This window comes from Cupriavidus sp. SZY C1, assembly GCF_032190535.1.
Taxonomy (GTDB): Bacteria; Pseudomonadota; Gammaproteobacteria; order Burkholderiales; family Burkholderiaceae; genus Cupriavidus; species Cupriavidus pauculus_C.
In genome coordinates this window covers 32,156-56,813 of record NZ_JAUANU010000012.1, presented here as the reverse complement: position 1 = coordinate 56,813, position 24,658 = coordinate 32,156, and the positions used below count along the sequence as shown (strand labels likewise).

Below are 24,658 nucleotides of genomic sequence, written 5' to 3'. Positions count from 1 at the left end.
CTTCGTGCGTGCGATGCGTCAGGCGGGCTGCGCGGCGGTCTCGGTGTAGTTGGCCCACGCGCGCGGCGCGCGGCCGGCCACGCGCTGGGCGATGGCGGCGATGTGGTCGGGCGTGGTGCCGCAGCAGCCGCCCACCAGGTTGACCAGGCCCGAGGCCGCGAATTCGTCCACCAGCGACGACGTGACCTCCGGCGTCTCGTCGAAGCCGGTGTCGCTCATCGGATTGGGCAGGCCGGCGTTCGGGTAGCACGACACGGCCGCGTCGCAGATCTTGGCCAGCTCGGCGATGTACGGCCGCATCAGCGTGGCGCCCAGCGCGCAGTTCAGGCCGAAGGTCACCGGGCGGGCATGGCGCAGGCTGTTCCAGAACGCCTCGACGGTCTGGCCGGACAGGATGCGGCCCGAGGCGTCGGTCACGGTGCCCGAGATCATCACGGGCACGCGCTCGCCGGTGTCCTCGAACAACTGGTCGATGGCGAACAGGGCCGCCTTGGCGTTGAGCGTGTCGAAGATCGTTTCCACCAGGAACACGTCGGCGCCGCCTTCGAGCAGCGCCTTGCCCTGTTCGTAGTACGACTGGCGCAGTTCCTCGAAGCTGACGTTGCGCGCGCCGGGGTCGTTCACGTCGGGGCTGATGCTGGCGGTCTTGGGCGTGGGGCCGAACGCGCCGGCCACGAAGCGCGGCTTGTCCGGCGTGCTGTACTTGTCGCAGGCCGCGCGCGCCAGGCGGGCAGCCTCGACGTTCATCTCGTACGCCAGGTCGGCCATCTTGTAGTCTTCCTGCGCCACGCGCGTGGCCCCGAACGTGTTGGTCTCGATCAGGTCCGCGCCGGCGGCCAGGTACTGCTCGTGGATCTCGCTGATGACCTGCGGGCGCGTCAGCAGCAGCAGTTCGTTGTTGCCCTTGACGTCGACCGGATGGTCCGCGAAGCGCGTGCCGCGGTATTCGGCCTCGCCCAGCTTGTAGCGCTGGATCATCGTCCCCATCGCCCCGTCGAGGATCAGGATGCGTTCGCGGAGCAGCCGGGGCAGGCTGGCGGCCCGGGTGTAGGGGCGGGAGATCGGTTGGTCGGCGCTCATGGTGGGACAGTCAGGTGTCGCGCGCGCGGCGGGGGCGGGCATGCGCGGGGTACGGCCAGGATTCGGCAAGACCGCGATTTTATCAGGTAGATCAAGGGATTGCGGGCGGGCCGCCGGCGTCGCCCGGCGGCGGCCGGGCGCGGTTGTCAGCCGGGGATGCCGCGCCTACACTGGGAGACGTATTCGCCACCGATGTCCGTACCATCCATGCAACACCTGAGCCCTCACGACGCCCGCGCCCTGCTGGACGCCGAACCCGACGCGCTGTTCATCGACTGCCGCAGCGAGATGGAATACCTGTTCGTCGGCCATCCGCAGGGCGCGCACAACGTGCCCTGGAACGACGGCCCCGACTGGGAGGTCAATCCGCACTTCGTGCAGGCGGTGAAGAAGCTGGCGGGTCAGGTATCGGCCCGGCCGGTGCTGCTGATCTGCCGCAGCGGCAACCGCTCGTCGGCCGCCGCGCGTGCGCTGGAAGGCGCCGGCTTTACCACCGTCTACAACGTGCTGCACGGCTTCGAGGGCGACCTTGACGCCCAGCGCCATCGCAACACCGTCAACGGCTGGCGGCACGACGGGCTGCCCTGGGAACAGTACTGACGGCGCCCATGAAAAACGCCCGCTCGGAGCGGGCGCCTGGCGTGGGGAGCCACCGGTACGATCACCCGGCGGCGGCATTTGCGGGCAGCTTCAGTGCATCACCAGCGGGTTGTTCATGACAGTATCGAACTTGCCGAGGAACTCGTCCACTTCCTCCACGGATGGCTCGCTCTCGATCAGACGGGTCACGTCGGCGCGGAAGGTCTCGGCCATATGGCCGCCGAGGAAAATTTCGCGTTTCAGGTTCTTGTCCACGATTTCGTAGCCGCCCGAGGCAAGGGTCGCATGCTCGACATCTGCGCCAAACTCGACAATGCAGTAGTTGTCGCTGTTGTAGATCATTTGCATCGCACTTCCTCCTGGCGTATGGTTGGCGCCCTTCCTACTGCCTTGCCGGGGGCGCGATTTCCTCTCCAAGCTGAGGGTCCCCGTCCGTAATTCAAGTTGTGTGGCCCGGACGGGCCTTGCGTGCCTTTGCTGCCCTCGTACTCTTGGGCATCGGCGCGACGGGCAAGTTTCTTGAGCGCCGTGCACCAGTGTGTTGCGATCTTCCCAATGGCGTTACGGAATATCACACTGCCCGCCACACGCTGCATGCCCCAGGAACGCTTCGAAGATCGCAAGAAAGCGTTCCCGTTGTTCGATAAACGACAGATGCGCGGCGTCCGGCAGCACTTCCAGCTTCGCACCATGAATTTTTCGCGCAATGGATTGGGCCATCTCCACCGTCGCGCTCTCGTCCTTTGACCCTGTCACCACCAGGGTCGGACAGTGGATGCGGCCGATCGCATCGGCCAGGTCGAACGCCAGGATGGCCTGCGCCACCCCCACGTAGCCCTGCACCGGCGTGGCCGCCAGCATCCGGCCAATCGCTTCCACCGTCTCGGGATGGGCGTCGCGGAACGGCTGCGTGAGCCAGCGCTCCATCGTCGACGACACCATGCCGGCCATGCCATGGGCCTCGGCCTGGCCGATCCGGTTGGCCCACATCGGATGCGCCGTCATGGGCGTGTGGTCGATGGTGTCCACCAGCGCCAGCGACAGCAGCCGGTCCGCATGGCGCACGCCCATGGTCTGGGCCACCATGCCACCCACCGACACGCCGCAGACATGGGCCTGGCCGATGTCCAGCGCGTCCATCAGCGCCACCACGTCGTCGGCCAGCCGCGTCATCGTGTACGCGCCCACGGGCGCATCGCTGCCGCCGTGGCCGCGCAGGTCGAAGCGCAGCACGCGGTAGCGGTCGGACAGATGGCGCGCGGTATCGTCCCACAGCGTCAGATTCGCACCAAGCGCGTGGATCAGGACCACCCACGGCCCTTCGCTGCCATCGATGCGGACCTGGAGCTCGGCATCGCCGGCCCGGATTCGCTGCGCCATTGTGTCAGGCATGTTTCAGTCTCCCGCGTCGTCACTGCGTTTCACGACCTGCGTCGGCATCACCGCCCTTCCCTACTACGATAGACGAGATCGATCTGAGTGCCATCGGGCTCCGTCTGACGAAGGCGCGCTGGCATCCAGTTCAGCGACGGCGCGAGCCAGATTTCCACGCGCCGCTTGTCGTTGGCGTGGCGCGGCAGCCGCACAAAGTGCTTGGTACGCACCATCTCGGTGCCGACGTCGATATCCTCGTCGCCCACGTACTGGATCTGCATGCCCTCGATTTCACGTGTGTCGGCCACGTTGAACGACTCGGTGGCGCCCGGCGTGACATAGCGCTGCGGGTCGCCGCGTGCCCAGCCCACCAGTTGCAGGAAGATGCTGAAGCGGTCCTGGAAGGCCGTGGGCATCGGCGCCTGTCCGCCACGCGTTTCAAACACGACCATGCTTGACGGATGGTCGAAGCGCGCCACCTCCACCTTGCTGCGGCGGGCTTCTTCGTAGCGCGTGGGCGACAGGCCGCGCTCGGTCATGTCGCCGGCGCTCTGGAACGCGAAGCGGAACCACAGCACGCGCGTTTCCACGGCCAGGCGGTAGTGCTGGCCGTCCTGTTCCCAGCGGATGATGCCGTCGGGGTTCTGCACGCCGTTGACGAAGCTGGCATAGCGCAGCGTGACCGAAGGCGGCGCCGAGTAGCGCGGCCCGGGTGCCTCGGCGGGGGCCGGCGGGGCCGCCGGCGCGGCCGAACCCGAGGCGGCGGCGCCCGTGCCGCCCGAACCAGCCGTGGCGGTGGTGTCGCCGCTTTCCGCGGTCGCCAGCGCAGGCGCCGCCGGGTCTGGCGCAGGTTCGGGTACGGGCGCGGGGGCCTGGGACTGGGCGGGCCGGCGCGGGGGTGTGGCCGGCGGGGGCGGGGCAGGCGGCCGGGGCGGGGGCAGCAGGATCGCTTCCATCGTCGGCGCGGTGTCCGGGTCTGGCAGCGACGGGATCGGAACACGCAGCAGCCCAAGCAGCAACAGCCCGTGCGCGACCGCCACCAGCGCGATCACGGCCATCCAGCGGCGCACGCGCCGCTGGCGCTTACGAGGGGGTTTCGTCCCTTCCGGACGGCTGGCCGTCGCCAAGATAACCAAGTTCCGAGGAAATCTGCCGCGCGATCTCGCGCACGCGGCGGTCCACCGCGCCGCCCCATTCTGCATCGAATACGCTCTGCGCGCCGAGCACGATCAGGCCCATCGCCAGATGGCCGTTGGCGTCGAACACCGGGGTCGAGATGGCGTTGATGCCCGGCAGCACGCCGCCGCGCGTGCGGGCCGCGCCCTGCTGGCGCACGCTGGCGCAGATCGCGTCGTAGTCGGCCAGCGACGCGGGCATGTCCGGCAGCGCCGCGTCGCCGCGCGTGGCCAGTTCGCGCTCGATCAGCGGCAGCGTCTGACGCCGCGACAGATACGCACCATAGAGCCGCCCCGTGGCCGAATTGAGCATCGGCATCACGTCGCCCAGCCGCAGGCTGACGCTGACCGGATGGCTCGATTCCTCCCAATGGACGATGGTCGGCCCGTGGTTGCCCCACACGGCGATGCCGGCGGTCTGGTCGATCTCGTCGCGCAGCCGGGACAGGATGGGCCGCGCCTTGCGCACCGGATCGAGCCGGTTAAGCCCGGCCAGCCCCAGTTGCAGCGCGAACGGTCCGAGGTCGTAGCGCTGGCTCACGGCGTCCTGCGCCACCGCGCCAAGCCGCTGGAAGCTGACCAGGTAGCGATGGGCCTTGGCCGGGCTCATGTCGGCGGCGGCGGCCAGGTCGCGCAGCATCATGGCGCGCGGCGAGGCGGCCAGCGCCTGCAGCAGCCGGAATCCCACCTCGATGGACTGGATGCCGGCGCGCTTGCTGTCGTCGCGCGCATCGTCGTCGCGGGAATCGTCGTCGTCCACAGCGGTCATGCGTGAGTCGGGTATCTGGAATGTGATGCGGCCATTCTATACAAGGCCGCTGCGGCCCCGGCGCGCCCGTGGGCCGGCCAGGGCGGCTCCGGTAGACTACCGCCCATTCCATCCTGCCTACGTTCGATTTCGCATGAAACTCGCCACCCTGAAGGACGGTTCGCGCGACGGCCAGCTCGTCGTCGTCTCGCGCGACCTGAAGACCGCGCACTTTGCCACCGACATCGCCGGCAAGCTCCAGACGGTGCTGGATGACTGGCATTTCTATTCGCCGCAGCTCCAGGACTTGTCCGACGCGCTCAACGCCGGGCGCGCGCGGCATCCGTTCCCGTTCCAGCCCAGGGACTGCATGGCGCCGCTGCCGCGCGCGTACCAGTGGGCCGACGGCTCGGCCTACGTGAACCACGTGGAACTGGTGCGCCGCGCGCGCGGCGCCGAAATGCCGCCCGAGTTCTGGACCGATCCGCTGATGTACCAGGGCGGCTCGGACGACTTCATCGGCCCGCAGGACGACATCGTCTGCCCCAGCGAGGCGTTCGGCATCGACTTCGAGGCCGAGGTGGCCGTGATAACGGGCGACGTGCGCATGGGCGCCACGCCCGAGCAGGCGGGCGAGGCCATCCGGCTCGTGCTGCTGGCCAACGACGTGTCGCTGCGCAACCTGATTCCGGCCGAGCTGGGCAAGGGCTTTGGCTTCTTCCAGAGCAAGCCGGCCACGGCGTTCTCGCCGGTGGCGGTCACGCCCGACGAACTGGGCGACGCCTGGCGCGAGCGCAAGGTGCACCGGCCGATGGTCGTGCACTGGAACAGCCGCAAGGTGGGCCAGCCCGACTGCGGCACCGACATGGTGTTCGACTTCGGCCAGCTGATCGCCCACATCTGCAAGACGCGCAACGTGCGCGCGGGCAGCGTGGTGGGATCGGGCACGATCTCGAACGTCGACCGCAGCAAGGGGTACTGCTGCATCGCCGAGAAGCGCATGCTGGAGACCATCGACGGCGGCAAGCCCGAGACCGAGTTCATGAAGTTTGGCGACGCGGTGCGCATCGAGATGTTCGACGCCGACGGCAAGTCGATCTTCGGCGCGATCGACCAGGTGGTGGCGCCGCGCTGACCGCCCCGTCCGGGCCCCTCACCGGTGCCTGACACACTGGGCGAAACCCGGCTTGCGGCGCGCCATGGCCTTGGGCCTATAATTCCCCGACCACGCGGTCGGGGAATTTTTTTGCCCGCCGTCCGCGCCTCTTTCGCCCCCCAATGGAAGCCGCCCATGACGACCGATGCCAACACGCTGTCCCCCCGCCTGGCCCGCTACCAGGCCCTCACGCTGCGCCGCCACGGCCCGGTGCTCGAAGTGATCATGGGCGCGGCGCAGTCGGCCAACCGGAAGCTGGCCACGGCCGACGCCAATATGCACCGCGAACTGGCCGAGATCTGGCGCGACGTGTCCGCCGATCCCGACATCCGCGTGGCGCTGATCCGCGGCGAGGGCAAGGGTTTCTCGGCCGGCGGCGACCTGGCGCTGGTCGAGGACATGGCCAACGACTTCGAGACCCGCACCCGCGTCTGGCACGAGGCGCGCGACCTCGTCTACAACGTCATCAACTGCGACAAGCCGATCGTGTCGGCCATGCACGGCCCGGCCGTGGGCGCCGGGCTGGTGGCGGGGCTGCTGGCCGACATCTCGATCGCGGCCCGCACCGCGCGCATCGTCGACGGCCATACGCGGCTGGGCGTGGCGGCCGGCGACCATGCCGCCATCGTGTGGCCGCTGCTGTGCGGAATGGCCAAGGCCAAGTACTATCTGATGCTGTGCGAGTCGGTCAGCGGCGAGGAAGCCGAGCGGATCGGCCTGGTATCGCTGGCGGTGGAAGAGGACGAACTGGTGGCCAAGGCATTCGAGGTGGCCAACCGGCTCGCGGCGGGGTCCCAGACCGCCATCCGCTGGACCAAGTACGCGCTGAACAACTGGCTGCGCATGGCCGGCCCGGCGTTCGATACCTCGCTGGCGCTTGAATTCATGGGCTTTTCCGGCCCCGACGTGCACGAAGGCATGGCGAGCCTGCGCCAGAAGCGGCCGCCCGAATTCCAGTAACCGGCCGCCCGCACCGCATGGGCGGCCCCCACGACAGGGAGTGCCGCACCATGTTTGGACAGATTCCCGATTTCGGCAACGGCTTCGAATTCCTGCGCAAGCTCTGGGCCACGGGCAGCGGCATGCCCGGCGGCCTGATGCCGGGGCTCAGCGCCATGACGCCGCCGATGGACCTCGACGAGGTGGACAAGCGCATCCACGACCTCAAGGCCGTGGAAAGCTGGCTGCAGCTCAACACCAACCTGCTGCGCACGACGATCCAGGGCCTGGAGGTGCAGCGCGCCACGCTGGTGGCGCTGCAGACGTTTGGCAACGCGCTGTCGCCCGAGGCCATGCAGAGCGCGATGGAGAACGTCGCCCGCGCCGCCAACGCGCCGAGCGCGCATCCGCCCCAGCATCCGCACCCGTTCGGCACCGGCCAGACCGTCTCCCAAGAGCAGGCCGACGCCGAGAACGACGAGCCCGAGGACGACGAACCGGCCGACGACGGCCCCGCACCGTCCGACATGGCGGGCGACGCGGCCCAGGCCGGCGGCGCCGCGCCGATGCCGCCCAATGCGTCGCTCTGGTGGGACCTGCTCCAGCGCCAGTTCACGCAGATCGCCAGCAGCGCGGCGGCGGCCAGTGCGGCAGCGGCCAGCACCGCGCCGTTCGGCGGCATGGCTGGCTTCGGCGTCCCCGGCGCCGCGGGCGCGGAAGGCGTGGAGCCCGGCGTCAAGGGCGATCCGCCAGCCCGGCGCAAGCCCGCCGACGGCAAGGCCGCGCCCAAGTCCGCACCGGCCGCGAAGGCCAAGGCCACCAAGGGAACGGCCCCCAAGCGCACCGCCAAGGGCCCTAAGGCCGGCGCCAAGCGCGCATCGACGGGGGCTCGCCGCACCAGGGCGGCCACCCCGGACGCCCCGCCCGTGCCCGGTTCGCCCGAGGACAACTTCGAGTGACGCCGGAAACCAAGCCCACGGCACAGGCCGTTTCCGGAGTGTCGTAGTTCCGCCACTTTTGGCACCGCCGGGCGCACCGGCGGCCCCGCATCCATCGTCTAAGGGCTAAAACGGAGTAGAGAAAACATTCGAGAATGATTCCTGTCTGGTAGAATCCGCCCGTAATTTCAAAGGCTTAGCATGCTCTACCCCGAACTGTTCAAATCACTGGAAGCGGTCCGCTGGCACATGGACAAGGACATCCCCTGGGATACGTTCGACGCCAGCCTGCTTACCGACGACCAGGCGAAGACCATCCGCATGAATGCGATCACCGAATGGTCGGCCCTGCCCGCCACGGAGATGTTCCTGCGCGACAACCGCCACGATTCCGACTTTTCGGCGTTCATGAGCATCTGGTTCTTCGAGGAACAGAAGCATTCGCTGGTGCTGATGGAGTACCTGCGCCGCTTCCGCCCGGACCTGGTGCCGACCGAGGAAGAACTGCATGCCGTGCGCTTCGAGTTCGACCCCGCCCCGCCGCTGGAAACGCTGATGCTGCACTTCTGCGGCGAGATCCGCCTGAACCACTGGTACCGCCGCGCCGCCGAATGGCATTCGGAACCGGTCATCAAGCATATCTACCGCACGCTGTCGCAGGACGAGGCCCGCCACGGTGGCGCCTACCTGCGCTACATGAAGAAGTACCTGGCCCAGTTTGGCGACAGCGCGCGCTCGGCATTTGCCAAGATCGGCGTGCTGATGGCGTCGGCTCGCCGCACGGAAAAGCCGCTGCACCCGACCAACCTGCACGTGAACAAGGCCCTGTTCCCCAACGACACGGTGCAGTCGCGCCTGCCGGACCCGGACTGGCTGGAGCACTGGCTCGACGAGCAGATCCGCTTCGACGAAGTGTGGGAGAAGAAGGTGATCGAGCGGATCCTGCACAATATGTCGCTGCTGTTCGAGCGCACGTTCGAATCGGTGCAGGACCTGAACCGCTACCGCAAGGAACTGAACGCCAACCTGCAGGCCGCCCAGGCCTGACCCGGCCCCGCGGCGCGCGCCGCCGCAAGGACAAGACCCCATCGGATCGCTACGATGGGGTTTTTCATTGGGGCGCGCCGTGCCGGCCGCCCCGCATACCCTCCGCCCGGACCGATCCATGAACGCACCCGCCTACGAATCCAAGCTGGTTCCCGCCGACGACACCGCCGCGCTGCACGCCGCCGTGGCCGCCCTGCCGCGCCCGCTGGTCTTTACCAACGGCGTGTTCGACATCCTCCATCGCGGCCACGCCACCTACCTGGCCCAGGCCCGGGACATGGGCGCCGCGCTGGTGGTGGGCGTCAACAGCGACGCGTCGGTGCGGATGCTGGGCAAGGGCGACGACCGCCCGCTGAACCAGGAGGCCGACCGCATGGCCCTGCTGGCCGCGCTGGCGTCGGTAGACCTCGTGGCGATGTTCCGCGAGCAAACCCCGGTGGAACTGATTCGCCTGGTGCGGCCGGACATCTACGTGAAGGGCGGCGACTACGATATCGACACGCTGGAAGAAACGCGGCTGGTGCGCAGCTGGGGCGGCCAGGCATACGCCATCCCGTTCCTGCACGACCGCTCGACCACCAAGCTGCTGACGAAGGTACGCGGGCAGGGGTGAGGGGGGAGGTTGGCTGACCAGTACAGGCTCCCCTCTCCCGCTTGCGGGAGAGGGGTTGGGGGAGAGGGCCAGCGGGTCCATTGCCGACGGGTCGCGATTTGAATCTCAACGCCCTCTCCCCCAGCCCCTCTCCCAAAGGGAGAGGGGAGCAAAACCAGCGCAGGTTGAAGCGCCAGTCCCTCGTCCTACCCCGCCACCCCCGTCCCCCGTCCTTCGCTCGCCTGCGTCAATCCCTTGCACGACTGCAGTACCTCGGCGCCGTAGCGCTGGCGGACTTCGTCCATGCGGGCGCGTACCGCGTCGTCGGCGTGGGTCACGCGCAGCCATTGGCGCGAGATGGCGCGCGGGGCGTCGCTGACCTGGGCGGTGCGCACGCCCTGAGCGCGCAGGGTGTCCAGGAAGCGGTCGGCGCGTTCGCGCTCGCGGAACAGGCCCAGCGACACCGTGTACGACTCCGGCTCCGTGGCGCTGACCACCGAGACGTCGGTCACCTTGCGGCGGCGCAGTTCGGCCAGCTTGCGCTCGGCGCTTTCGCGCGTCGGCTGCGCGGGCAGATGGACCCACCAGCGCACCTGCTCGCTGCGTTCGAACTGGTCCAGCGGCAGCGGCGTCCCGGCGGCGATGGCGGCAAGGTCCTGCCTGGCACGCTCCACGTTCTGCGCCGTGAAGCCGCCCATTTCCATGCAGCTATCGGCCGGTGCGGCGGCCAGCGTCAGGTTGCCCGGCGCCGCGCTGCGCGGGGCGCCCGGTGCCGAGGCATCGCCCGGCGGCAGTAGCTGCATGCGCTCGCCGCGCACCTGCTGCTCCACGCGCTGCGGCTCACGCGGGCTTTCCAGCAGGCCGCCCAGCGGCTGCGGGCCGAAGACGCCCAGCAACGCGGCCAGCAGCAGCACATTGGCGAGCAGCAGGATCAGCAACAGGAGGGTCGGGCCGCGCCGGGACATGGAGTCGGAAGTGTCTGGTGGATGGTCGGCGCTTCGGTCGCGGAATCTTTGCAATCTGGCGCGATGGCGGGCCGGCGCGGCGTGCGCTCAGCCCGGCGCCGCCATCGCGTGCAACCCAAGCAGCACGAGATTATCGTGCATCTCGCACGGCATCGCGAGTGCGCCGGCCACGGCGTGGCGCGCCCCGCCCGACAGCAGGCAGCGCACCGGCCCGCGCTCGGCCAGCGTACGCCAGGTTCGCTCGATGGCGCCGGCCTGGGCGGCCAGGCAACCCGCCGCGATGGCGTCGTGGGTGTTGTCCGCGCCCAACGCCCGCACCGCGCGGGCGGCGCCGCTGCCGGTTTCCAGCACGTCCAGTTCGGGCAGTTGCGCCGTGTTGCGCGCCAGCGTGCCGAGCATCAGTTGCAGGCCGGGCAGGATCAGCCCGCCCTCGAACCGGCCGCCGTCCGCCGTGGCGGTCACGATGTCGAGCGTCGTGGCAGTACCGGCGGTGACGACCAGCAGCGTCTGGCCGGGCAGCCAGCGATGCGCGCCGATGCTGCCGACCCAGCGGTCGACGCCAAGCTGCGTCGGCTCCCGATAGCCGTTCACCAGGTCGCCATGCCGCGCGGCGGTGCGCACCCATTGCGGCGCGACGTGGCTGCCGAACGTGTCGGCCAGCAGCGCATCGACCTGTCCGGCCAGCGTTGGCCCGGCGACATTGGCGATCCACACCGCGGGTGCGCCCCGGCTGGCCAGCCCCTGCCACGTCGCGCGCAAGGCGGCGCGCTCGGCGGGCACCGCGTGCGACGCCGCGCCGGCGTGCTGCCACGGCGTTGGCAGGCCGCCGGGGGCCGCGGGCTGGGCAGGAGCCGGCGCCCCGTCGCACCATGCCCACTTGAGCCGCGTGTTGCCGATGTCGATCAGCAGGAGGCTCATGCGCGCTCCCCGTCGGCCGCCGGCAGCGCTCCGCGCAGCGACAGCTCGCCGCTGGCAATGCGCTGCAAACCCTCCGGCGTTTCCAGCAGCAGGTGGCCGTCGCCGTCCACGCCGCGCGCCAGCCCTTCGGCCAGCACCTGCCCGTCGTGCAGCAGCCGTACCGGTTCGTCGCGGAACGCATCGCGCGCCGACCATGCGGCGGCCAGCGGCGCGAAGCCCTGGGCCAGGAACGTGGTGCGCAGCGCCGCCAGCCGCGCCAGCACGGCGGCCAGGATGCGCGTGGGGTCGCGCTGGGCGTCGAACGCCGTCATGGCCTCTGCCACGCCGGCCAGCTCGCGGCCGAGCACCGCTTCCATATGCGTGTCGCGCACCAGGTTGAGCCCGATGCCGATGACCGCCCAGATGCGCTGCGGGCCCGCCGGCACCGATTCGATCAGGATGCCGGCCAGCTTGCGCCCGTCGATCTGCAGGTCGTTGGGCCATTTCAGGCCCACCCGGGCGCCGCACGCGGCGTCGCAGTCTTCCAGCGCCTGGGCCACGGCCAGTCCGACGCCCAGGCTCAGCCCGCTCAGGCGCGCCGGCGGCAGCGCCAGCGGCATGGCCACCGAGAACGTCAGCCCCGCCTGCCCCTGCCAGGGCCGGCCCTGGCGGCCGCGTCCCGCCGTCTGGCGGTAGGCCACGCGCACCTGCACGGCGTCGTCGTGCCATGGGGCGGCGCGGCAGGCGCGCGTCAGGTCGGCATTGGTCGAGCCGGTTTCCTCCACCACCTCTACCTGCCACGCCCGGGCCGGGCCGCCGTCCAGCGCCTGGCGCAGCGGGCCGGCGTGGATGCGCCAGGCTGGCAGGGCGCCGGCGTCGATGGCGCGCGCGTCGGAAGCGGGATGGGAAAAATCGGACATGGGGCAGCAGGAAGGGGATGGGGCCGGCCGACGGCGCCGGGTCTGCCGGAATTGTAGCCGCCGCCGTGTCGGCGGACGTCTGATCGCGCCCGCGCGGCGGGTAGCATAGAATCGAGACTCAGCCATCACATCGCCCGCCATTTGGACCGCCTGCCGACGCCCGCCATCGATATCTCGCGCCAGGACGGCGCCTGCAGCGTCGAGCTGCAAGGCGACTGGACTGCCCTCGCGCTCGCCGGCTGCCGCGAGGCCCGCGGCCTGCGCGCCCAGCTTCACAAGCTGGCCGAGGCGCCCGAAGGCGCGCGCTGGTCGCTGGCCGGCGTCACGCGGCTGGACCACATCGGCGCGCAACTGATCTGGCAGGCCTGGAACGGCAAGATGCCCGAGCACGTGGAAATCAACGACGGCCAGCGCCGCGTGTTCGACCGCATCGCCGGGCTGCGCCCCGAGGGCTGGCGCAAGACGATGGTCGACCGTTTCAATCCGGTGGTCATCCTGGGCGCGAGCCTGCTGTCGTTCTTCGCCCAGCTTGCCAACGGCATCACGATGCTGGGCCAGCTTGCCTTCGACCTGCTGCGCTTCCTGCGCGCGCCGCAGCGCGGGCCGTGGCGCGAGATTTCCGCGAATATCTACAACGTCGGCTACAAGGCGCTTGGCATCACGGCGCTGGTCGGGTTCCTGATCGGCATCGTGCTGTCGTACCTGTCGGCCAACCAGCTCCGCACGTTCGGCGCCAGCACCTTCATCGTCAACATCCTCGGCATGGCCGTGATCCGCGAGCTGGGGCCCGTGCTGGCCGCGATCCTGATCGCCGGGCGCTCGGGCTCCGCCATCACGGCCCAGATTGGCGTGATGCGCGTGACCGAGGAACTGGACGCGATGAGCGTGATGGGCATCTCGCACGGCTACCGGCTGATCATGCCGCGCGTGATCGCGCTGGCGATCTCGATGCCGCTGCTGGTGGCTTGGACCGACGTGATGGCGCTGGCCGGCGGCATGGTGGCCGCGCGCTATCAGCTCGACATCAGCTACGCGTTCTTCCTGCGCCAGTTGCCGGACGCGGTGCCGGTGGCCAACCTCTGGCTCGGGCTGGGCAAGGGCGTGGCGTTCGGCATGCTGATCGCGCTGACGGCCTGCCACTTCGGGCTGCGCATCAAGCCCAACACCCAGAGCCTGGGCCAGGGCACCACGGCATCGGTGGTGACGTCGATCACCGTGGTGATCCTGGCCGATGCCATCTTCGCCATCCTCTTCAAGAACGTCGGCCTATGACCATGATCGACCATCCGGCCGTCGGACGCGACACGCCGCGCGAGGCCATCATCGAGGTACGCAACCTGGTGAAGCGCTATGGCGACAACGTGGTGCACGACGGGCTGGACCTGGACGTGTACCGGGGCGAGGTGCTGTCCATCGTCGGCGGCTCCGGCACGGGCAAGACCGTGCTGCTGCGCCAGATCGTGGGGCTGGAGCGGCCGACATCGGGCACGATCAAGGTCTTCGGCGAGAACCCGGCGAGCCTCAGCGCCGCGCAGTTGCAGACGCTGCGCAACCGCTGGGGGCTGCAGTTCCAGCGCGGCGCGCTGTTTTCGGCGCTGTCGGTGATCGACAACATCGCGCTGCCGCTGCGCGAGCTGCGCGCGCTGCCGGACAACCTGATCTGCCAGGCGTCGCTGCTGAAGCTGCAGTTGGTGGGGCTGTCCGCGAAGGACGCCGACAAGATGCCCGCCGACCTGTCCGGCGGCATGATCAAGCGCGTGGCGCTGGCGCGCGCGCTGGCGCTGGAACCGGAGCTGGTCTTCCTGGACGAACCCACGGCGGGGCTGGACCCGATGGCGTCGGACGACTACGTCGCGCTGATCCAAGAACTGCGGCGCGAGTTGGGCCTGACCGTGGTGATGATCACGCACGACCTGGACACGCTCGTGGCGCTGTCAGACCGCGTGGCCGTGCTGGCCGACCGCAAGGTACTGGCCGCCGCGCCGATTGCCGAGGTGGTGCAGGTGGACCACCCATTCATTCGCGAATACTTCCTGGGCGAACGCGCCCAGCGCGCGCTGCAGGCGCTGCCGGCCCTTCGCGGCCCGGACGGCGGCGCGCAAACCGGAGAAGCCTGATGGAAAACAAGTCAAACGCCTTCCTGGCCGGCGTGTTCACCATCGGACTGGCGGTCCTGGTGCTGTTCTCGCTGTTCTGGTTCAGCAGTGACCATGCCGTGCGCGTGCCGTACGACCTGATCACGCGCTCCACGGTGAACGGGCTGGGGCCGCAGGCCGATGTGAAATACCGGGGCCTGGACGTCGGCAAGGTGGTGTCGATCAAGTTCGACCCGCAGGTGCCGGGCCAGATCATCGTCCGCATCAACGTGAACCAGGACACCCCGATCACCCGCACCACCTACGCCACGCTGGGCTTCCAGGGCGTGACCGGCATCGCCTACGTGCAACTGGACGACACCGCGCGCGAGGAAGGCGCCAACACCAGTTCTCCGCCGCTGCGGACGTCGGCGCGCGAGCCGGCGCGCATCGTCATGCGGCCGGGCTTCTTCGAGGAACTGGAAAAACGTGGCGATTCGCTGCTGACGCAGACCGAGACGCTGATGGCATCGCTCAACGAGATGTTCCAGACCACCAACCGCGACGAGCTGATGGCGGCGATCAAGTCGGTGCACCAGACCGCCGAGGACTATTCGCAACTGGCCAAGACGCTGCAGCCGGCCGCCGCCCGCCTGCCGCAGGCCGTGGAGAACCTCAACGCCACGCTGGCTTCCACGCGGCGGCTGGCCGACGACCTGGCCAATCCGAACGGCACGGTCATGAGCACCGTGAACCGCGTGGGCGTGAACATGCAGGCCGCCGCCGATTCGGTGCAGCAGGCGGCCGGCATCTTCACGCAGGAGACCCTGCCGCAGATCAACGGCCTGGCCCGCGACGCCCGCCAGACCGCGCGCAGCATCGACCGCGCGGCCGGCACGTTCAACGACCAGCCCACCAGCGTGCTGTTCGGCGGGCCGTCGCCGACGCCGGGACCGGGCGAGCCCGGCTTCCAGTCGCCATGATCCACGCCGCCCTGCCCCCTCACGCCATGCGCCAGAACCTTCGACGGGAATCCTCCATGAGAACCGCTTCCGCCCTTGCCACACTGGCCCTGCTGCTCGTCCTGTCCGGCTGCAGCGTGCTGTCGCCGTCCAAGCCGAGCACCACTTTCGATCTGGGCCCGCTGGCCGCTGCGCCGTCCCAGCCGCCAGCACGGCTGCCCAAGCTGCGCGTGGCGCAGACCGACGGCCCGACGTGGATGGACGGGCGCGGCATCTACTACCGGCTCCAGTACACGCAGGCGCAGCGGCTGCAATCGTATTCGACGCAGCGCTGGGTCGACGCGCCGACGCGGCTGTTCGACGACCGCCTGCGCGACGCGGTGTCGTCGCGCGGCGAACTGACGTGGTATGGCGACACCAGCGTGCCGGCCATCAAGGTGGACCTGCTTGGCTTCGAACAGGTCTTCGATTCCGCCACCAGCAGCCGCGGCGTGGTGCGCGCCCGGGCCACCGTGTTCCATCGGGGGCTGATCGGCCAGAAGACGTTCGTGGCCGAGCAGCCGGCGCCCAGCGCGGACGGCGCGGGCGGGGTCAAGGCGCTGTCGGCCGGCAGCGACGCGGTGATCGCGGCAATCCTGGACTGGGCCGCCACGCTGCCGCTGGAGGCCGCCGCCGCGGGCGGCCCGGCCCAGCTTCCGCGCGAGAATCCGCCCGGCCGCGACACGGTGCCGCTGTCGCCGGACGCCACGCCCAAGCCCAACCCGCCGCGCCAGTGAGGCGCGGAGCGCCTATAGTGCGACTGAGGTCACAAGGTTTCCCGTAGTCATGACCACGGTCAATCCACCCCCGCCTGCCCCGCCGCAGACTCCGGTACAGCCCGAACTGGACGGCTGGCTGCCCCGCCATTCGCCGCTGGCGCGCGTGGGGCTGGTCTGCTTCACGCTGCTGGTGGCCTACGCCAGCCTCTATCCGTTCTCCGGATGGGTCAACAACGGCATCTCGCCGTTCGCGTTCCTGACCGCGCCCAAGCCGCGCTACATCACCGATTTCGACCTGCTGACCAACGTCATCGGCTATTGCCCGTTCGGTGCGCTGGTGGTGCTGTCGCTGCATCCGCGCGTATCCGGCGCGCGCGCGACGCTGATCGCGCTGATCGCCGGCGCGCTGCTGTCGTCGGTCATGGAGGCGCTGCAGACGTGGCTGCCCACGCGCATCCCTTCGAACATCGACCTGATCACCAACGCGCTGGGCGCCATGCTGGGCGCCGCCGTGGTGGCACCGTTCACCGGCGCACTGATCGACCGGGGCACGCTGACGCGGCTGCGGCTGGCGTGGTTCGAGCCCCACGCCAGCTTTGCCATCGTGCTGATCGTGCTGTGGCCGTTCGCGCAGATCTTTCCGCAGGAGCACCTGTTCGGCATGGGCGGCATCGTCCGCGAATGGCTGACCGATCCCGATTCCTGGCCGATGGCGTGGGTGCAGGCGTACTTTCCGGCGCTGGTGGCGTGGCAGGACAGCATCAACCTGCGGCCCGACGACCTGCAGAACCAGTTGCTGCTGGAAACGCTGGTGACGGCGTCGAGCTGGATCGGCACGGGCCTGTTCGCGTCCGTGGCAATGCGCCGCTCGGCGCCGATGCTGCGCATCCTGGCCGGCCTGCTGGCCGCCGCGCTGATCATCAAGGCATGCGTGGCCGAGCTCCAGTTCCCCGACGACAACGCATTCAACTGGCTCTCCGAAGGCGGACGCTTTGCGCTGCTGACCAGTTCGCTGGTGCTGGTCCTGCTGCTGCGCGTGCCCCGCTGGCTGCGCGCCGTACTGGCCGTGGTGGCGCTGGTCGGCCTGGTCGCGCTGACCAACATCCTGCCGCCGAACCCGTACGCGTGGATCTCCGAGCAGGGCTGGCGCATGGGCCGCTTCGTGCACTTCAACAGCCTCGCCCAATGGCTGGGCTGGCTATGGCCGTTCCTGGCGTTCTTCTACGTGGTCTGGCGCTTCGAGCAAATCACGCTGCGCCGCCGCCTGCAGAAACGCGCCCAGCGCCGCGCAACGGCAAGAGCCGTGGCGGCGGCGACCGAGGGACGGCGGGAGAGCAATCGACCGCAGTCCTGACCAGTCGCACGGTCACACCGCACCCGGCCGCAGCCGGATCGAATCGACGAGCCGGTCCCAGAGTTGGAGCGCTTCCGCGTCGTCGGCAAAGGAGGCTTCGTTGGTGGTGTAGTCGCTCTCCGTCACGTTCATGGAGACGTTGATGTGGGGGTCGCCCAGCTCGTACGCCTTACCCGGCGACTCCCACTTGAAGGCGTAATGTCGCTTGCCAGCTTCGGTCCCCGCCACCAGGATTTCGTGACCCACAATCGGCCCCACATCACGCGCTTGGTTGCGCAACTGATGCATGCCGGCGAAGGATCGCAGCAGGCTCGGCAGTATCCCGCCTGCCCGCTCTCGCAGCCCCGGGCGATCCACGCTTCGTGCGTAGGTGGCGATGCGGAGGGCGACATCGGGCTTTCTGGCTAGGCGGATGGCCAGGGTCCAGCTTTCGTGGTTGAAGGCAGTCCGCGCCAGCAGCACGTTGCGTGCGACGAATCCCGCTTCCTGCGGGAGCGTGCGATCTTCGATCAAACGCCAACTCTGGCTTAGCGCGTCACGCGTTTGCCGCGCAACGTCCATTCGATCGTCGGTAACTTCCCCGGAGTACAGGATGGTCTGGTTACCGACTCGAAAGTAGGTATCGAAGAGGTACATGTACTGACTGAATGGCTTGGGCCAAGAAACCACGGTCACGGCTCGATTTGCGTGATGGATGCGTCGAACAAAGAGATTGCCGTGCTTATCGTGCTTTGCTGATCTCAGCACCTGCTCACGCTCATTCACCATCTCGTCGAATTGTGCATCGGTCCGAACGTCATCGGCGAGGTTTATGGCCACGCCGTTGTACAGCCACTGAGGGATGACGGTAGCGGTGCCGGGCACATCCACCAGATGACGGCCGATTGCCATGGTCTTCCAGACCTGCATCATCACTCCCTCGGCCCCACCGCACCCGGCCGCAGCCGGATCGAATCGACGAGCCGGTCCCAAAGCTCCAGCGCTTCCGCGTCGTCGGCAAAGGAAGTTTCGTTGGTGGTGTAGTCGCTCTCCGTCACGTTCATCGACACATTGATGTGGGGGTCGCCCAGCTTGTAGGCCTTCCCGGGCGCTTCCCATTTGAAGGCGTAATGCCGCTTGCCGGCTTCGGTGCCGGCAACGAGAATCTCATCGGCTGCGATCGGCCCCACATCGCGCGCATGATTCCGCAACTGATGCATGCCGGCGATCGAACCCAGCAAGCTGGCGAGCAGTCCGCCCGATCGCTCGCGCAAGCCTGGGCGGTCCACGCTTCGTGCGTAGGTGGCGATGCGGAGGGCGACGTCGGGCTTTCCGGCAAGGCGGATAGCTAGGGTCCAGCTTTCGTGGTTGAAGGCGGTGTTCTCCAATATGGTGTTTCTAGCCACGAAGCCAGGTCGCTCGGGAATTGTCCCCGGAACGATCTCCCTCCAGCTCTGGCTCAGTTCATCGCAAACTGCGATGGCACTGTCGCGTAGATCGACGGTCACCTCGCCGGAGTAAATGACAGTCTGACCACCTGCCCGGTAGAACGTATCAAAGAGATAAACGTACTTGCTGAATGGCTCACGCCACGAAACAAGGGTTACGCCACGATTTGCGTGCTGAACGCGTTGCACAAACAGCGTGCCATGCTTGTTGTGCTTTGAAGCTCGAAGTACCCGTTCGCGGTCGTCGACCATCTTGTCGTACTCAGCGTCAGTCCTGATCTCGTCCGCCAACTCGATCTGCACCTCGTTGTGTCGCCACTGCGGGATAACTTTGGCAGTGCCCGGCACATCGACCAAGTGGCGGCCAATGGCGAGAGTTTTCCAGTCCCACTTCATTTTGAAGGCTCCTCATTCAACGGGTACCAATTTGCTTGCTGAGAAATCTTGATGATCGCGTAGAGCGTCGCGAAAAGCGCGCGCTCGTCGTTGTAGCTGTCTTGATGGTCATAGCCGAAGCTCGCATTGCGCGTTCCTGAGCTTCCATGGCCGTGCGCGAACGACATGAGGACGCCGGGTTGCCCGGTGGGTGCAGCAGCAGATTCGACTGGCACAGTTCCGTCGCCCGGCGACTGTGGTGCGGCGATGTGCATCCAGATGCCGTCGGTGGTGCGGAGTTTTCCATTCCCGTCGTCGACCGCAATGCTCACGCTATCTGGGTCCAATACACCGTGGTCGCGCGCCTCCCAGACGACCTCGCCCCATGCGCACCTGTCGTTAGGTGCCATCAGCCCGGTTCCAAACAGCCCACCTTTGTCGAGTTTGCTATCCCGCCGCCCTTGCGCGCCATAGTGAACGTAAGTGTGTTTCATGTAGCCACGCTCTATTGCTGCGTGGAACTGTTTGACTTTCTCAATGCGCTCGGACAGTTTCAGTCGGTGCGCCCCTCGCTCGGGTAGGGACGTCGCAACTGGAGATGCGCTGTCACCTTTTTGCTTCTTACCCAACGACAACATCCCCTCGTTATGCTCGGGCACCAGCCCATACCAAGCCGACGTCTGATAGATCTCCGAGTACGGGTCACCGTGCTGGGGCAGCGCCAGCACCGGCGGATGTTGGGCTCCCTGCCCTACCTTTCGCTCTCGCACGAAGAGCCATGGCTTTCCGTCGTTGTAGTCGGCTGTCGGCAGCAGTTCCAGCGCGCCGGGTGATTGCGCGGATACGGCCGTCACCTCTGCCGCGTTGCTGCCCAGGATGATCTGTTCCTTGCCTTCGAAGCCGGCCCGCATTCGCTTGTACGCGGCCGGTGCGCCGGTTGCCGGCTGTACGCCGTGCGAGACGCCCAGTACCTTGTCGCAGCCGTGGATTTCGGTCAGGGCGCGGCTCACCAGGCCGCCCATCGAGTGCGTGACGATGATCACCTTCTCCGCCACCACGCGTGATGGCCGCCTGCGGACCATCGTCGCTTCGTCCTTGCCCTTGCCGTCGGGGGTGCCGGTGACCCGGATCGTGCGGCCCTGGTTGTAGAACGGGAGCATCTGGTTCTCGATGAAGTCCTTGATCTGCTGGCCCGAATCGCGATTGCTCTGGATCCAGTTGTAGCCACCGGCCCAGACGTCGAACTTGTACCGCGCCGCGTGCAGGATTTCCTCGCGCGTCAGCGGCTCGCCGGTCTCGCTGCCCCAGTCGGTGGGCGATTCCGCGCCGGTCTCGTGGGCCCATTCCTTGAAGTCCACCTCGTTGCGCTCGAAGTCGTACAAGGCCAGGTTGTTCAGGTAGAACTCCAGGTTGGCCATGAACGGGTGGTAGCTGGACCGCATCAGCGCGCCCCAGCCGCGCGCCTTGAGTACGTTCTTTGGCAGGCCGCTCCTGCCGGCGTCGATGGGGCCGCTGGGGTCCACCTCCACCCGGTCCATGGCCAGGGTGTCCGCCCGTTCCTCGGCTGACGTGAAGGCGTAGACGATCAACTGCAGGAAGGCGTTCGGCAGTCCCACGAGGTCGGTGTTGGGCGGGCGCCAGGCCTTGCTGCCGTCGGTCTTGTTGCGCAGGTTGGTGCCCATGATGCCGGGCAGGAACAGCACGGGGATGATGCATGGCTTGAGGAGGACGATCTTCTCGATGTTCTCCTCGACGGGGCTCATCGTCGAGACGGTGTACGGCTGGCCGTCGTCGTCGATGAGCGTGGGCGGGATGACGATCCTCGGCGGGTTCATATCGCGCCCCGCACCGGACGGCCAGCATGGTGGCTGGCTGACTGAAAGCGCATTGACCTGCGGCGTCTCCCGACTTTCCACATGTTGCACGGCTCCATTCGACGTGGCATGCCCGACGCATGCACATGGCGCCTCACACTACGTGAGCCGATACGGACCAGCTTTGGCTTAGGTCAAGGACGACTTGCCGACGCGGAGCCCTCGCGCGGGCAGCGGAACCACAAGGCGAACAGCCCTTCGGCCATGCAGGCGGAAGGGCTTCGGAAAAGGCCTAGGGAGAGTCAGTGCCTAATGCAGCTGCCCGCCCTGCTCGCGGATATCGGTCTCGGTCGACAGCGTCGTTGCCACCGCCACGCGCAGGCCGGCGATCAGCGTGTCCAGGGCCAGGCTCGGTGCGCCGGGATGGCGGGCGGCCTGCTCAGGCAGGTAGGGGATATGGATGAAGCCGCCGCGCACGCCGCTCAGGCCGCGCTGGGCCAGCGTGTGCATCAGGCCGTAGAACACGTGGTTGCAGACGAACGTGCCGGCCGTCTGCGACACCATGGCCGGCACGCCGGCCGCGCGCAGGTCGCGGACTATGGCCTTGATGGGCAGCGTGGAGAAGTAGGCGGCGGGGCCGTCGGGGGCGATGGCGTGGTCCACGGGTTGCGCGCCCGCGTTGTCGGCGATGCGCGCGTCGTCCACGTTGATGCCGACCCGCTCGATCGACAGTTCCGTGCGGCCCCCCGCCTGGCCCACGGCGATCACCACGTCCGGTTGCAGCGACGCCACCAGCCCGGCCATCGCGTCGATGGCCTTGCCGAACACGCACGGCAACTGCCGCGCCACCACCACGGCGTCGCCGATGCGCGCGCCGTCCAGCGCCCGCACCGCTTCCCATGACGGATTGATCGGCTCCTGCTCGAACGGCTCGAAGCCGGTCAGTAGAACGGTACGGGGCATGGTGGTTTCCTTACATCAGGAAGTAGAGCAGGAAGATGTTGGCCACGAGGATGGCCACCGCCGACGGCACCTGCGCGCGGATCACGGCGTTCTTGTCGTCCAGTTCCAGCAGCGCGGCGGGCACGATGTTGAAGTTGGCCGCCATCGGCGTCATCAGCGTGCCGCAGTAGCCCGAGAACATGCCGATGGCCGCCATCACCGCCGGGTTGGCGCCGAACACGCCCACCAGGATCGGCACGCCCACGCCGCCGGTCATGACCGGGAAGGCCGCGAAGCCGTTGCCCATGATGATCGTGAACAGCGCCATGCCCACGCAGTACACCGCCACGGCCACGAGCTTGAAGTCCATGTTGATGTACGACGTGGTCAGGTGCGCCACGGCCTTGCCCACGCCGGCGTCGGCAAACACCAGGCCCAGCATGGCCAGCATCTGCGGCAGCACCAGCGCCCAGCCCAGCGACTCGATGAGCCGGCGCGACTCGCGCATGCCCTGCGTGACGGTGTCGCGCGTCAGCCAGCAGACCACGAACAGCGACACCAGGCAGCCGATGCCCAGCGACACGAACGTCACGTTCTTGGGATCGAGCAGCGGCAGCCCGGCGATCTTCACGTCCTTGAACAGCACCGTGCCAAGCACCGTGATCAGCGGAATCAGCAGCGCCGGGATGAACAGCCGGTTGCCCAGGCGCCGCGCGCTGGCGCGCCGCTCGGCCTCGGGCAGCGTGCCGTGCTTGCCGATGCCCACGCCGCCAAACCCGGCGATCAGCGCCATCACCACCGCGGCCACGCCGACGATGGCCGGCGGGATCTTGTCGCCGATGAGAAAGATGACCGCGTAGAGCAGCCAGAACAGGCCCGTGGACAGCCGGCGCGGATGCGCCTTGTCCGTGAACGTCATCAGCGCCGTGATCAGCAGGACAAGGCCGGCCAGCCAGTACAGGTATTCGATCGAGACGATCATCGCTCACTCCCCCTTCGCGCCGGCGGTGGCCGGAGTACCGGCGGCCTGCGGGCCACCGAGTTCGCGCTCCAGCCAGCCGTCCAGCCGCTTCAGGCGCACCGCGTGGATCAGGAACGCGCAGATCGCGGTGGGGATGCCCCACACGGCAATGTGCAGCGGTTCCACGTCGATGTTCGACGACAGCAGGAACGTGTGCATCAGCGCGATGGCGCCAAACGCCACGAAGATGTCCTCGCCGAAGAACAGGCCCACGTTGTCGGTGGCGGCGCAGAACGCCAGCACGCGCTGGCGCACCGGCTCGGGCAGATGGCCGAAGCGGTTCTCGGCCGCGCCTTCGGCCATCGGGGCCAGTAGCGGCCGCACCATCTGCGGATGGCCGCCCAGGCTGGTCAGGCCCACCGCGGCGGTCAGCTCGCGCACGGCCAGGTAGACGATCAGCAGCCGGCCCACCGTGGCCGACGCGATGCGCGAAATCCACGCCTGCGCGTGCTCGCGCAGCCCGTGGCGCTCCAGCAGGCCGATCACGGCCAGCGGCAGCAGGATGATCAGCGGCAGGTTGCGCGCCTTGACGAACGCGGTGCCGATCGCCGTGAAGATCTGTTCGAGCGGCATCGACGCGGCCAGCCCCGTGACGATGGCGGCTGCCGCCACCACCATCATGGGATTGAACCGCAGGACAAAGCCAAGGATGATGACACCGACCCCCAGCAGGGGCCAAAGGTTGACAGCCGGTTGCATAGGACTTACCTGAGTGCGGAGTGGAGCAAAGCCAGCGCTGGCGGGGTTGGCCCGTCAGCTGGCCCGGATGGCGATGCCTTCCGCGCCGAGCCGTTCCCGGATGCGGCGTGCAAAGGCAAGCGCGTGGGCGCCGTCGCCGTGCAGACACACGGTTTCGGCGCGAATCGGTACCCAGGTACCGTCGATGGCGCGCACCTGCCGGTCGCGGATCATCGACAGCGTCTGGTTCAGGGCGACGTCCTCGTCGTCGTGCAGCGCGCCCGGCGTGCCACGCCTGACCAGCGTGCCGTCGGGGTTGTAGCCTCGGTCGGCAAAGACCTCTTCCTTCACGCGCAGCCCGGCGTCGCGGGCCATCGTGATCATCTGGCTGTTGGCCAGGCCGAAGAAGACCAGGCTGGCGTCGTAGTCGCGCACGGCGCGGATGATGGCGTCGCACAGCCGGGCATCGCGCACGGCCATGTTGTAGAGCGCCCCGTGCGGCTTCACGTGGGCCAGCCGGCCGCCCTGCGCGCGCACCATGGCGTCGAGCGCGCCGATCTGGTACAGCACGTCGGCGTAGACGGCCTCGGGGTCGCGTTGCATCTCGGTGCGGCCGAAGTTGTCGCGGTCCGGAAAGCTCGGGTGCGCGCCGATGGCCACGTTGTTGTCCAGCGCCCACTTCACGGTCTGCAGCATCGTGGCCGCGTCGCCGGCGTGCCAGCCGCACGCGACGTTGGCGGAACTGATCAGCTTGAGCAGGGCTTCGTCGTTGCCGCAGCCTTCGCCAAGGTCGGCGTTCAGGTCGATTTGCATGGGAACGT

Annotated in this window: 26 protein-coding genes; 11 read left to right on the top strand and 15 right to left on the bottom strand. The window is 68.2% G+C overall.

All coding sequences use genetic code 11. The features are described from left to right. Positions 1-18 precede the first annotated feature (18 nt). Positions 19-1,080 carry a homocysteine S-methyltransferase family protein gene (locus QTN24_RS18395; RefSeq protein ID WP_124682728.1) on the bottom strand — a complete coding sequence of 354 codons (1,062 nt, stop codon included), beginning with the start codon at positions 1,078-1,080 and terminating at the stop codon, positions 19-21. Between the two features lie 207 nt (positions 1,081-1,287). Between QTN24_RS18395 and QTN24_RS18390 the strand changes: the two genes are divergently transcribed. Beyond that, positions 1,288-1,680, top strand: a complete 393-nt coding sequence (locus QTN24_RS18390) for a rhodanese-like domain-containing protein (RefSeq protein WP_124682729.1) — start codon at positions 1,288-1,290, stop codon at positions 1,678-1,680. 90 nt (positions 1,681-1,770) lie between these two features. Here QTN24_RS18390 and QTN24_RS18385 read toward each other — a convergent pair whose 3' ends face one another. From QTN24_RS18385 to QTN24_RS18370, 4 genes are all read right to left on the bottom strand, one after another. Further along, complete coding sequence (locus tag QTN24_RS18385) at positions 1,771-2,028, bottom strand: DUF3567 domain-containing protein (RefSeq protein WP_061956410.1); 258 nt, start codon at positions 2,026-2,028, stop codon at positions 1,771-1,773. A gap of 213 nt (positions 2,029-2,241) precedes the next feature. Beyond that, positions 2,242-3,072, bottom strand: a complete 831-nt coding sequence (locus QTN24_RS18380; protein ID WP_313838853.1) for an alpha/beta fold hydrolase — start codon at positions 3,070-3,072, stop codon at positions 2,242-2,244. 47 nt (positions 3,073-3,119) lie between these two features. Next, positions 3,120-4,124 carry a DUF3108 domain-containing protein gene (locus QTN24_RS18375; protein ID WP_313838851.1) on the bottom strand — a complete coding sequence of 335 codons (1,005 nt, stop codon included), beginning with the start codon at positions 4,122-4,124 and terminating at the stop codon, positions 3,120-3,122. A 13-nt stretch (positions 4,125-4,137) separates the two neighbouring features. After that, positions 4,138-4,998: an IclR family transcriptional regulator gene (locus tag QTN24_RS18370; RefSeq protein ID WP_124682731.1), complete on the bottom strand. Its 861-nt coding sequence runs from the start codon at positions 4,996-4,998 to the stop codon at positions 4,138-4,140. A 133-nt stretch (positions 4,999-5,131) separates the two neighbouring features. Between QTN24_RS18370 and QTN24_RS18365 the strand changes: the two genes are divergently transcribed. The 5 genes from QTN24_RS18365 (at position 5,132) to rfaE2 (ending at position 9,670) form a co-directional block, all read left to right on the top strand. Next, positions 5,132-6,112, top strand: a complete 981-nt coding sequence (locus QTN24_RS18365) for a fumarylacetoacetate hydrolase family protein (protein ID WP_124682732.1) — start codon at positions 5,132-5,134, stop codon at positions 6,110-6,112. 156 nt (positions 6,113-6,268) lie between these two features. Further along, complete coding sequence (locus QTN24_RS18360; protein ID WP_124682733.1) at positions 6,269-7,093, top strand: enoyl-CoA hydratase/isomerase family protein; 825 nt, start codon at positions 6,269-6,271, stop codon at positions 7,091-7,093. Between the two features lie 50 nt (positions 7,094-7,143). Beyond that, on the top strand, positions 7,144-8,031 hold the full coding sequence (locus QTN24_RS18355) for a PhaM family polyhydroxyalkanoate granule multifunctional regulatory protein (RefSeq protein ID WP_313838849.1): 888 nt from the start codon (positions 7,144-7,146) through the stop codon (positions 8,029-8,031). Between the two features lie 180 nt (positions 8,032-8,211). Further along, positions 8,212-9,057, top strand: coding sequence for a ferritin-like domain-containing protein (locus tag QTN24_RS18350; RefSeq protein ID WP_124682735.1), 846 nt, complete (start codon positions 8,212-8,214; stop codon positions 9,055-9,057). A 118-nt stretch (positions 9,058-9,175) separates the two neighbouring features. Then, positions 9,176-9,670: a D-glycero-beta-D-manno-heptose 1-phosphate adenylyltransferase gene (gene rfaE2, locus QTN24_RS18345; RefSeq protein WP_313838847.1), complete on the top strand. Its 495-nt coding sequence runs from the start codon at positions 9,176-9,178 to the stop codon at positions 9,668-9,670. A 185-nt stretch (positions 9,671-9,855) separates the two neighbouring features. On the opposite strand, the gene QTN24_RS18340 is transcribed toward rfaE2, so the two are convergent. The 3 genes from QTN24_RS18340 to QTN24_RS18330 form a co-directional block, all read right to left on the bottom strand. Next, positions 9,856-10,587: an SPOR domain-containing protein gene (locus QTN24_RS18340; protein WP_313838846.1), complete on the bottom strand. Its 732-nt coding sequence runs from the start codon at positions 10,585-10,587 to the stop codon at positions 9,856-9,858. A 114-nt stretch (positions 10,588-10,701) separates the two neighbouring features. After that, entirely contained in the window at positions 10,702-11,532 is an 831-nt protein-coding gene (locus tag QTN24_RS18335; protein ID WP_313838844.1) for a type III pantothenate kinase, read from the bottom strand. Continuing rightward, positions 11,529-12,431, bottom strand: a complete 903-nt coding sequence (locus tag QTN24_RS18330; protein WP_313838843.1) for a biotin--[acetyl-CoA-carboxylase] ligase — start codon at positions 12,429-12,431, stop codon at positions 11,529-11,531. Before QTN24_RS18330 ends, QTN24_RS18335 begins: the two co-directional genes overlap by 4 nt. A gap of 141 nt (positions 12,432-12,572) precedes the next feature. On the opposite strand from QTN24_RS18330, the gene QTN24_RS18325 reads away from it, so the two are divergent. The 5 genes from QTN24_RS18325 to QTN24_RS18305 are packed head-to-tail and all read left to right on the top strand — an operon-like array spanning position 12,573 to position 17,580. Next, on the top strand, positions 12,573-13,703 hold the full coding sequence (locus tag QTN24_RS18325) for an MlaE family ABC transporter permease (RefSeq protein ID WP_409559047.1): 1,131 nt from the start codon (positions 12,573-12,575) through the stop codon (positions 13,701-13,703). After that, positions 13,700-14,548 carry an ABC transporter ATP-binding protein gene (locus QTN24_RS18320; RefSeq protein WP_253699985.1) on the top strand — a complete coding sequence of 283 codons (849 nt, stop codon included), beginning with the start codon at positions 13,700-13,702 and terminating at the stop codon, positions 14,546-14,548. Before QTN24_RS18325 ends, QTN24_RS18320 begins: the two co-directional genes overlap by 4 nt. Continuing rightward, the gene (locus tag QTN24_RS18315) at positions 14,548-15,489 is read left to right on the top strand and encodes an MlaD family protein (protein WP_172966010.1); all 942 of its coding nucleotides are present in this window, start codon (positions 14,548-14,550) and stop codon (positions 15,487-15,489) included. Before QTN24_RS18320 ends, QTN24_RS18315 begins: the two co-directional genes overlap by 1 nt. A gap of 56 nt (positions 15,490-15,545) precedes the next feature. Continuing rightward, positions 15,546-16,244 carry an ABC-type transport auxiliary lipoprotein family protein gene (locus tag QTN24_RS18310; RefSeq protein WP_313838840.1) on the top strand — a complete coding sequence of 233 codons (699 nt, stop codon included), beginning with the start codon at positions 15,546-15,548 and terminating at the stop codon, positions 16,242-16,244. 49 nt (positions 16,245-16,293) lie between these two features. Next, on the top strand, positions 16,294-17,580 hold the full coding sequence (locus QTN24_RS18305) for a VanZ family protein (protein ID WP_313838839.1): 1,287 nt from the start codon (positions 16,294-16,296) through the stop codon (positions 17,578-17,580). Between the two features lie 12 nt (positions 17,581-17,592). Here the strand turns inward: QTN24_RS18305 and QTN24_RS18300 are convergent, their stop codons facing one another. From QTN24_RS18300 to pxpA, 7 genes are all read right to left on the bottom strand, one after another. Then, complete coding sequence (locus tag QTN24_RS18300) at positions 17,593-18,492, bottom strand: T6SS immunity protein Tli4 family protein (protein ID WP_313838838.1); 900 nt, start codon at positions 18,490-18,492, stop codon at positions 17,593-17,595. Next, positions 18,492-19,403: a T6SS immunity protein Tli4 family protein gene (locus tag QTN24_RS18295; RefSeq protein ID WP_313838837.1), complete on the bottom strand. Its 912-nt coding sequence runs from the start codon at positions 19,401-19,403 to the stop codon at positions 18,492-18,494. Before QTN24_RS18295 ends, QTN24_RS18300 begins: the two co-directional genes overlap by 1 nt. Then, positions 19,400-21,307 (bottom strand): hypothetical protein, encoded by a 1,908-nt coding sequence (locus QTN24_RS18290; protein WP_313838836.1) that lies wholly within the window; start codon positions 21,305-21,307, stop codon positions 19,400-19,402. The genes QTN24_RS18295 and QTN24_RS18290 overlap by 4 nt, the downstream gene beginning before the upstream one ends. A 198-nt stretch (positions 21,308-21,505) precedes the next feature. Further along, a complete protein-coding gene (pcp, locus tag QTN24_RS18285; RefSeq protein ID WP_313838834.1) occupies positions 21,506-22,159 on the bottom strand; it encodes a pyroglutamyl-peptidase I in 654 nt (217 codons plus the stop codon). A gap of 10 nt (positions 22,160-22,169) precedes the next feature. Next, a complete protein-coding gene (locus QTN24_RS18280) occupies positions 22,170-23,120 on the bottom strand; it encodes a DUF979 domain-containing protein (protein WP_313838832.1) in 951 nt (316 codons plus the stop codon). A gap of 3 nt (positions 23,121-23,123) precedes the next feature. After that, entirely contained in the window at positions 23,124-23,858 is a 735-nt protein-coding gene (locus QTN24_RS18275) for a DUF969 domain-containing protein (RefSeq protein ID WP_124682747.1), read from the bottom strand. Between the two features lie 54 nt (positions 23,859-23,912). Beyond that, positions 23,913-24,650 carry a 5-oxoprolinase subunit PxpA gene (pxpA, locus tag QTN24_RS18270; RefSeq protein WP_313838829.1) on the bottom strand — a complete coding sequence of 246 codons (738 nt, stop codon included), beginning with the start codon at positions 24,648-24,650 and terminating at the stop codon, positions 23,913-23,915. Positions 24,651-24,658 lie beyond the last annotated feature (8 nt).

What these genes read in the sequence shown, in the direction of transcription:
- QTN24_RS18395 (WP_124682728.1), bottom strand. Translation starts at nt 1,080, where the DNA reads ATGAGCGCCGACCAACCGATCTCCCGCCCCTACACCCGGGCCGCCAGC.
- QTN24_RS18390 (WP_124682729.1), top strand. Translation starts at nt 1,288, where the DNA reads ATGCAACACCTGAGCCCTCACGACGCCCGCGCCCTGCTGGACGCCGAA.
- QTN24_RS18385 (WP_061956410.1), bottom strand. Translation starts at nt 2,028, where the DNA reads ATGCAAATGATCTACAACAGCGACAACTACTGCATTGTCGAGTTTGGC.
- QTN24_RS18380 (WP_313838853.1), bottom strand. Translation starts at nt 3,072, where the DNA reads ATGCCTGACACAATGGCGCAGCGAATCCGGGCCGGCGATGCCGAGCTC.
- QTN24_RS18370 (WP_124682731.1), bottom strand. Translation starts at nt 4,998, where the DNA reads ATGACCGCTGTGGACGACGACGATTCCCGCGACGACGATGCGCGCGAC.
- QTN24_RS18365 (WP_124682732.1), top strand. Translation starts at nt 5,132, where the DNA reads ATGAAACTCGCCACCCTGAAGGACGGTTCGCGCGACGGCCAGCTCGTC.
- QTN24_RS18360 (WP_124682733.1), top strand. Translation starts at nt 6,269, where the DNA reads ATGACGACCGATGCCAACACGCTGTCCCCCCGCCTGGCCCGCTACCAG.
- QTN24_RS18355 (WP_313838849.1), top strand. Translation starts at nt 7,144, where the DNA reads ATGTTTGGACAGATTCCCGATTTCGGCAACGGCTTCGAATTCCTGCGC.
- QTN24_RS18350 (WP_124682735.1), top strand. Translation starts at nt 8,212, where the DNA reads ATGCTCTACCCCGAACTGTTCAAATCACTGGAAGCGGTCCGCTGGCAC.
- rfaE2 (WP_313838847.1), top strand. Translation starts at nt 9,176, where the DNA reads ATGAACGCACCCGCCTACGAATCCAAGCTGGTTCCCGCCGACGACACC.
- QTN24_RS18335 (WP_313838844.1), bottom strand. Translation starts at nt 11,532, where the DNA reads ATGAGCCTCCTGCTGATCGACATCGGCAACACGCGGCTCAAGTGGGCA.
- QTN24_RS18330 (WP_313838843.1), bottom strand. Translation starts at nt 12,431, where the DNA reads ATGTCCGATTTTTCCCATCCCGCTTCCGACGCGCGCGCCATCGACGCC.
- QTN24_RS18320 (WP_253699985.1), top strand. Translation starts at nt 13,700, where the DNA reads ATGACCATGATCGACCATCCGGCCGTCGGACGCGACACGCCGCGCGAG.
- QTN24_RS18315 (WP_172966010.1), top strand. Translation starts at nt 14,548, where the DNA reads ATGGAAAACAAGTCAAACGCCTTCCTGGCCGGCGTGTTCACCATCGGA.
- QTN24_RS18310 (WP_313838840.1), top strand. Translation starts at nt 15,546, where the DNA reads ATGAGAACCGCTTCCGCCCTTGCCACACTGGCCCTGCTGCTCGTCCTG.
- QTN24_RS18305 (WP_313838839.1), top strand. Translation starts at nt 16,294, where the DNA reads ATGACCACGGTCAATCCACCCCCGCCTGCCCCGCCGCAGACTCCGGTA.
- QTN24_RS18300 (WP_313838838.1), bottom strand. Translation starts at nt 18,492, where the DNA reads ATGATGCAGGTCTGGAAGACCATGGCAATCGGCCGTCATCTGGTGGAT.
- QTN24_RS18295 (WP_313838837.1), bottom strand. Translation starts at nt 19,403, where the DNA reads ATGAAGTGGGACTGGAAAACTCTCGCCATTGGCCGCCACTTGGTCGAT.
- pcp (WP_313838834.1), bottom strand. Translation starts at nt 22,159, where the DNA reads ATGCCCCGTACCGTTCTACTGACCGGCTTCGAGCCGTTCGAGCAGGAG.
- QTN24_RS18280 (WP_313838832.1), bottom strand. Translation starts at nt 23,120, where the DNA reads ATGATCGTCTCGATCGAATACCTGTACTGGCTGGCCGGCCTTGTCCTG.
- QTN24_RS18275 (WP_124682747.1), bottom strand. Translation starts at nt 23,858, where the DNA reads ATGCAACCGGCTGTCAACCTTTGGCCCCTGCTGGGGGTCGGTGTCATC.
- pxpA (WP_313838829.1), bottom strand. Translation starts at nt 24,650, where the DNA reads ATGCAAATCGACCTGAACGCCGACCTTGGCGAAGGCTGCGGCAACGAC.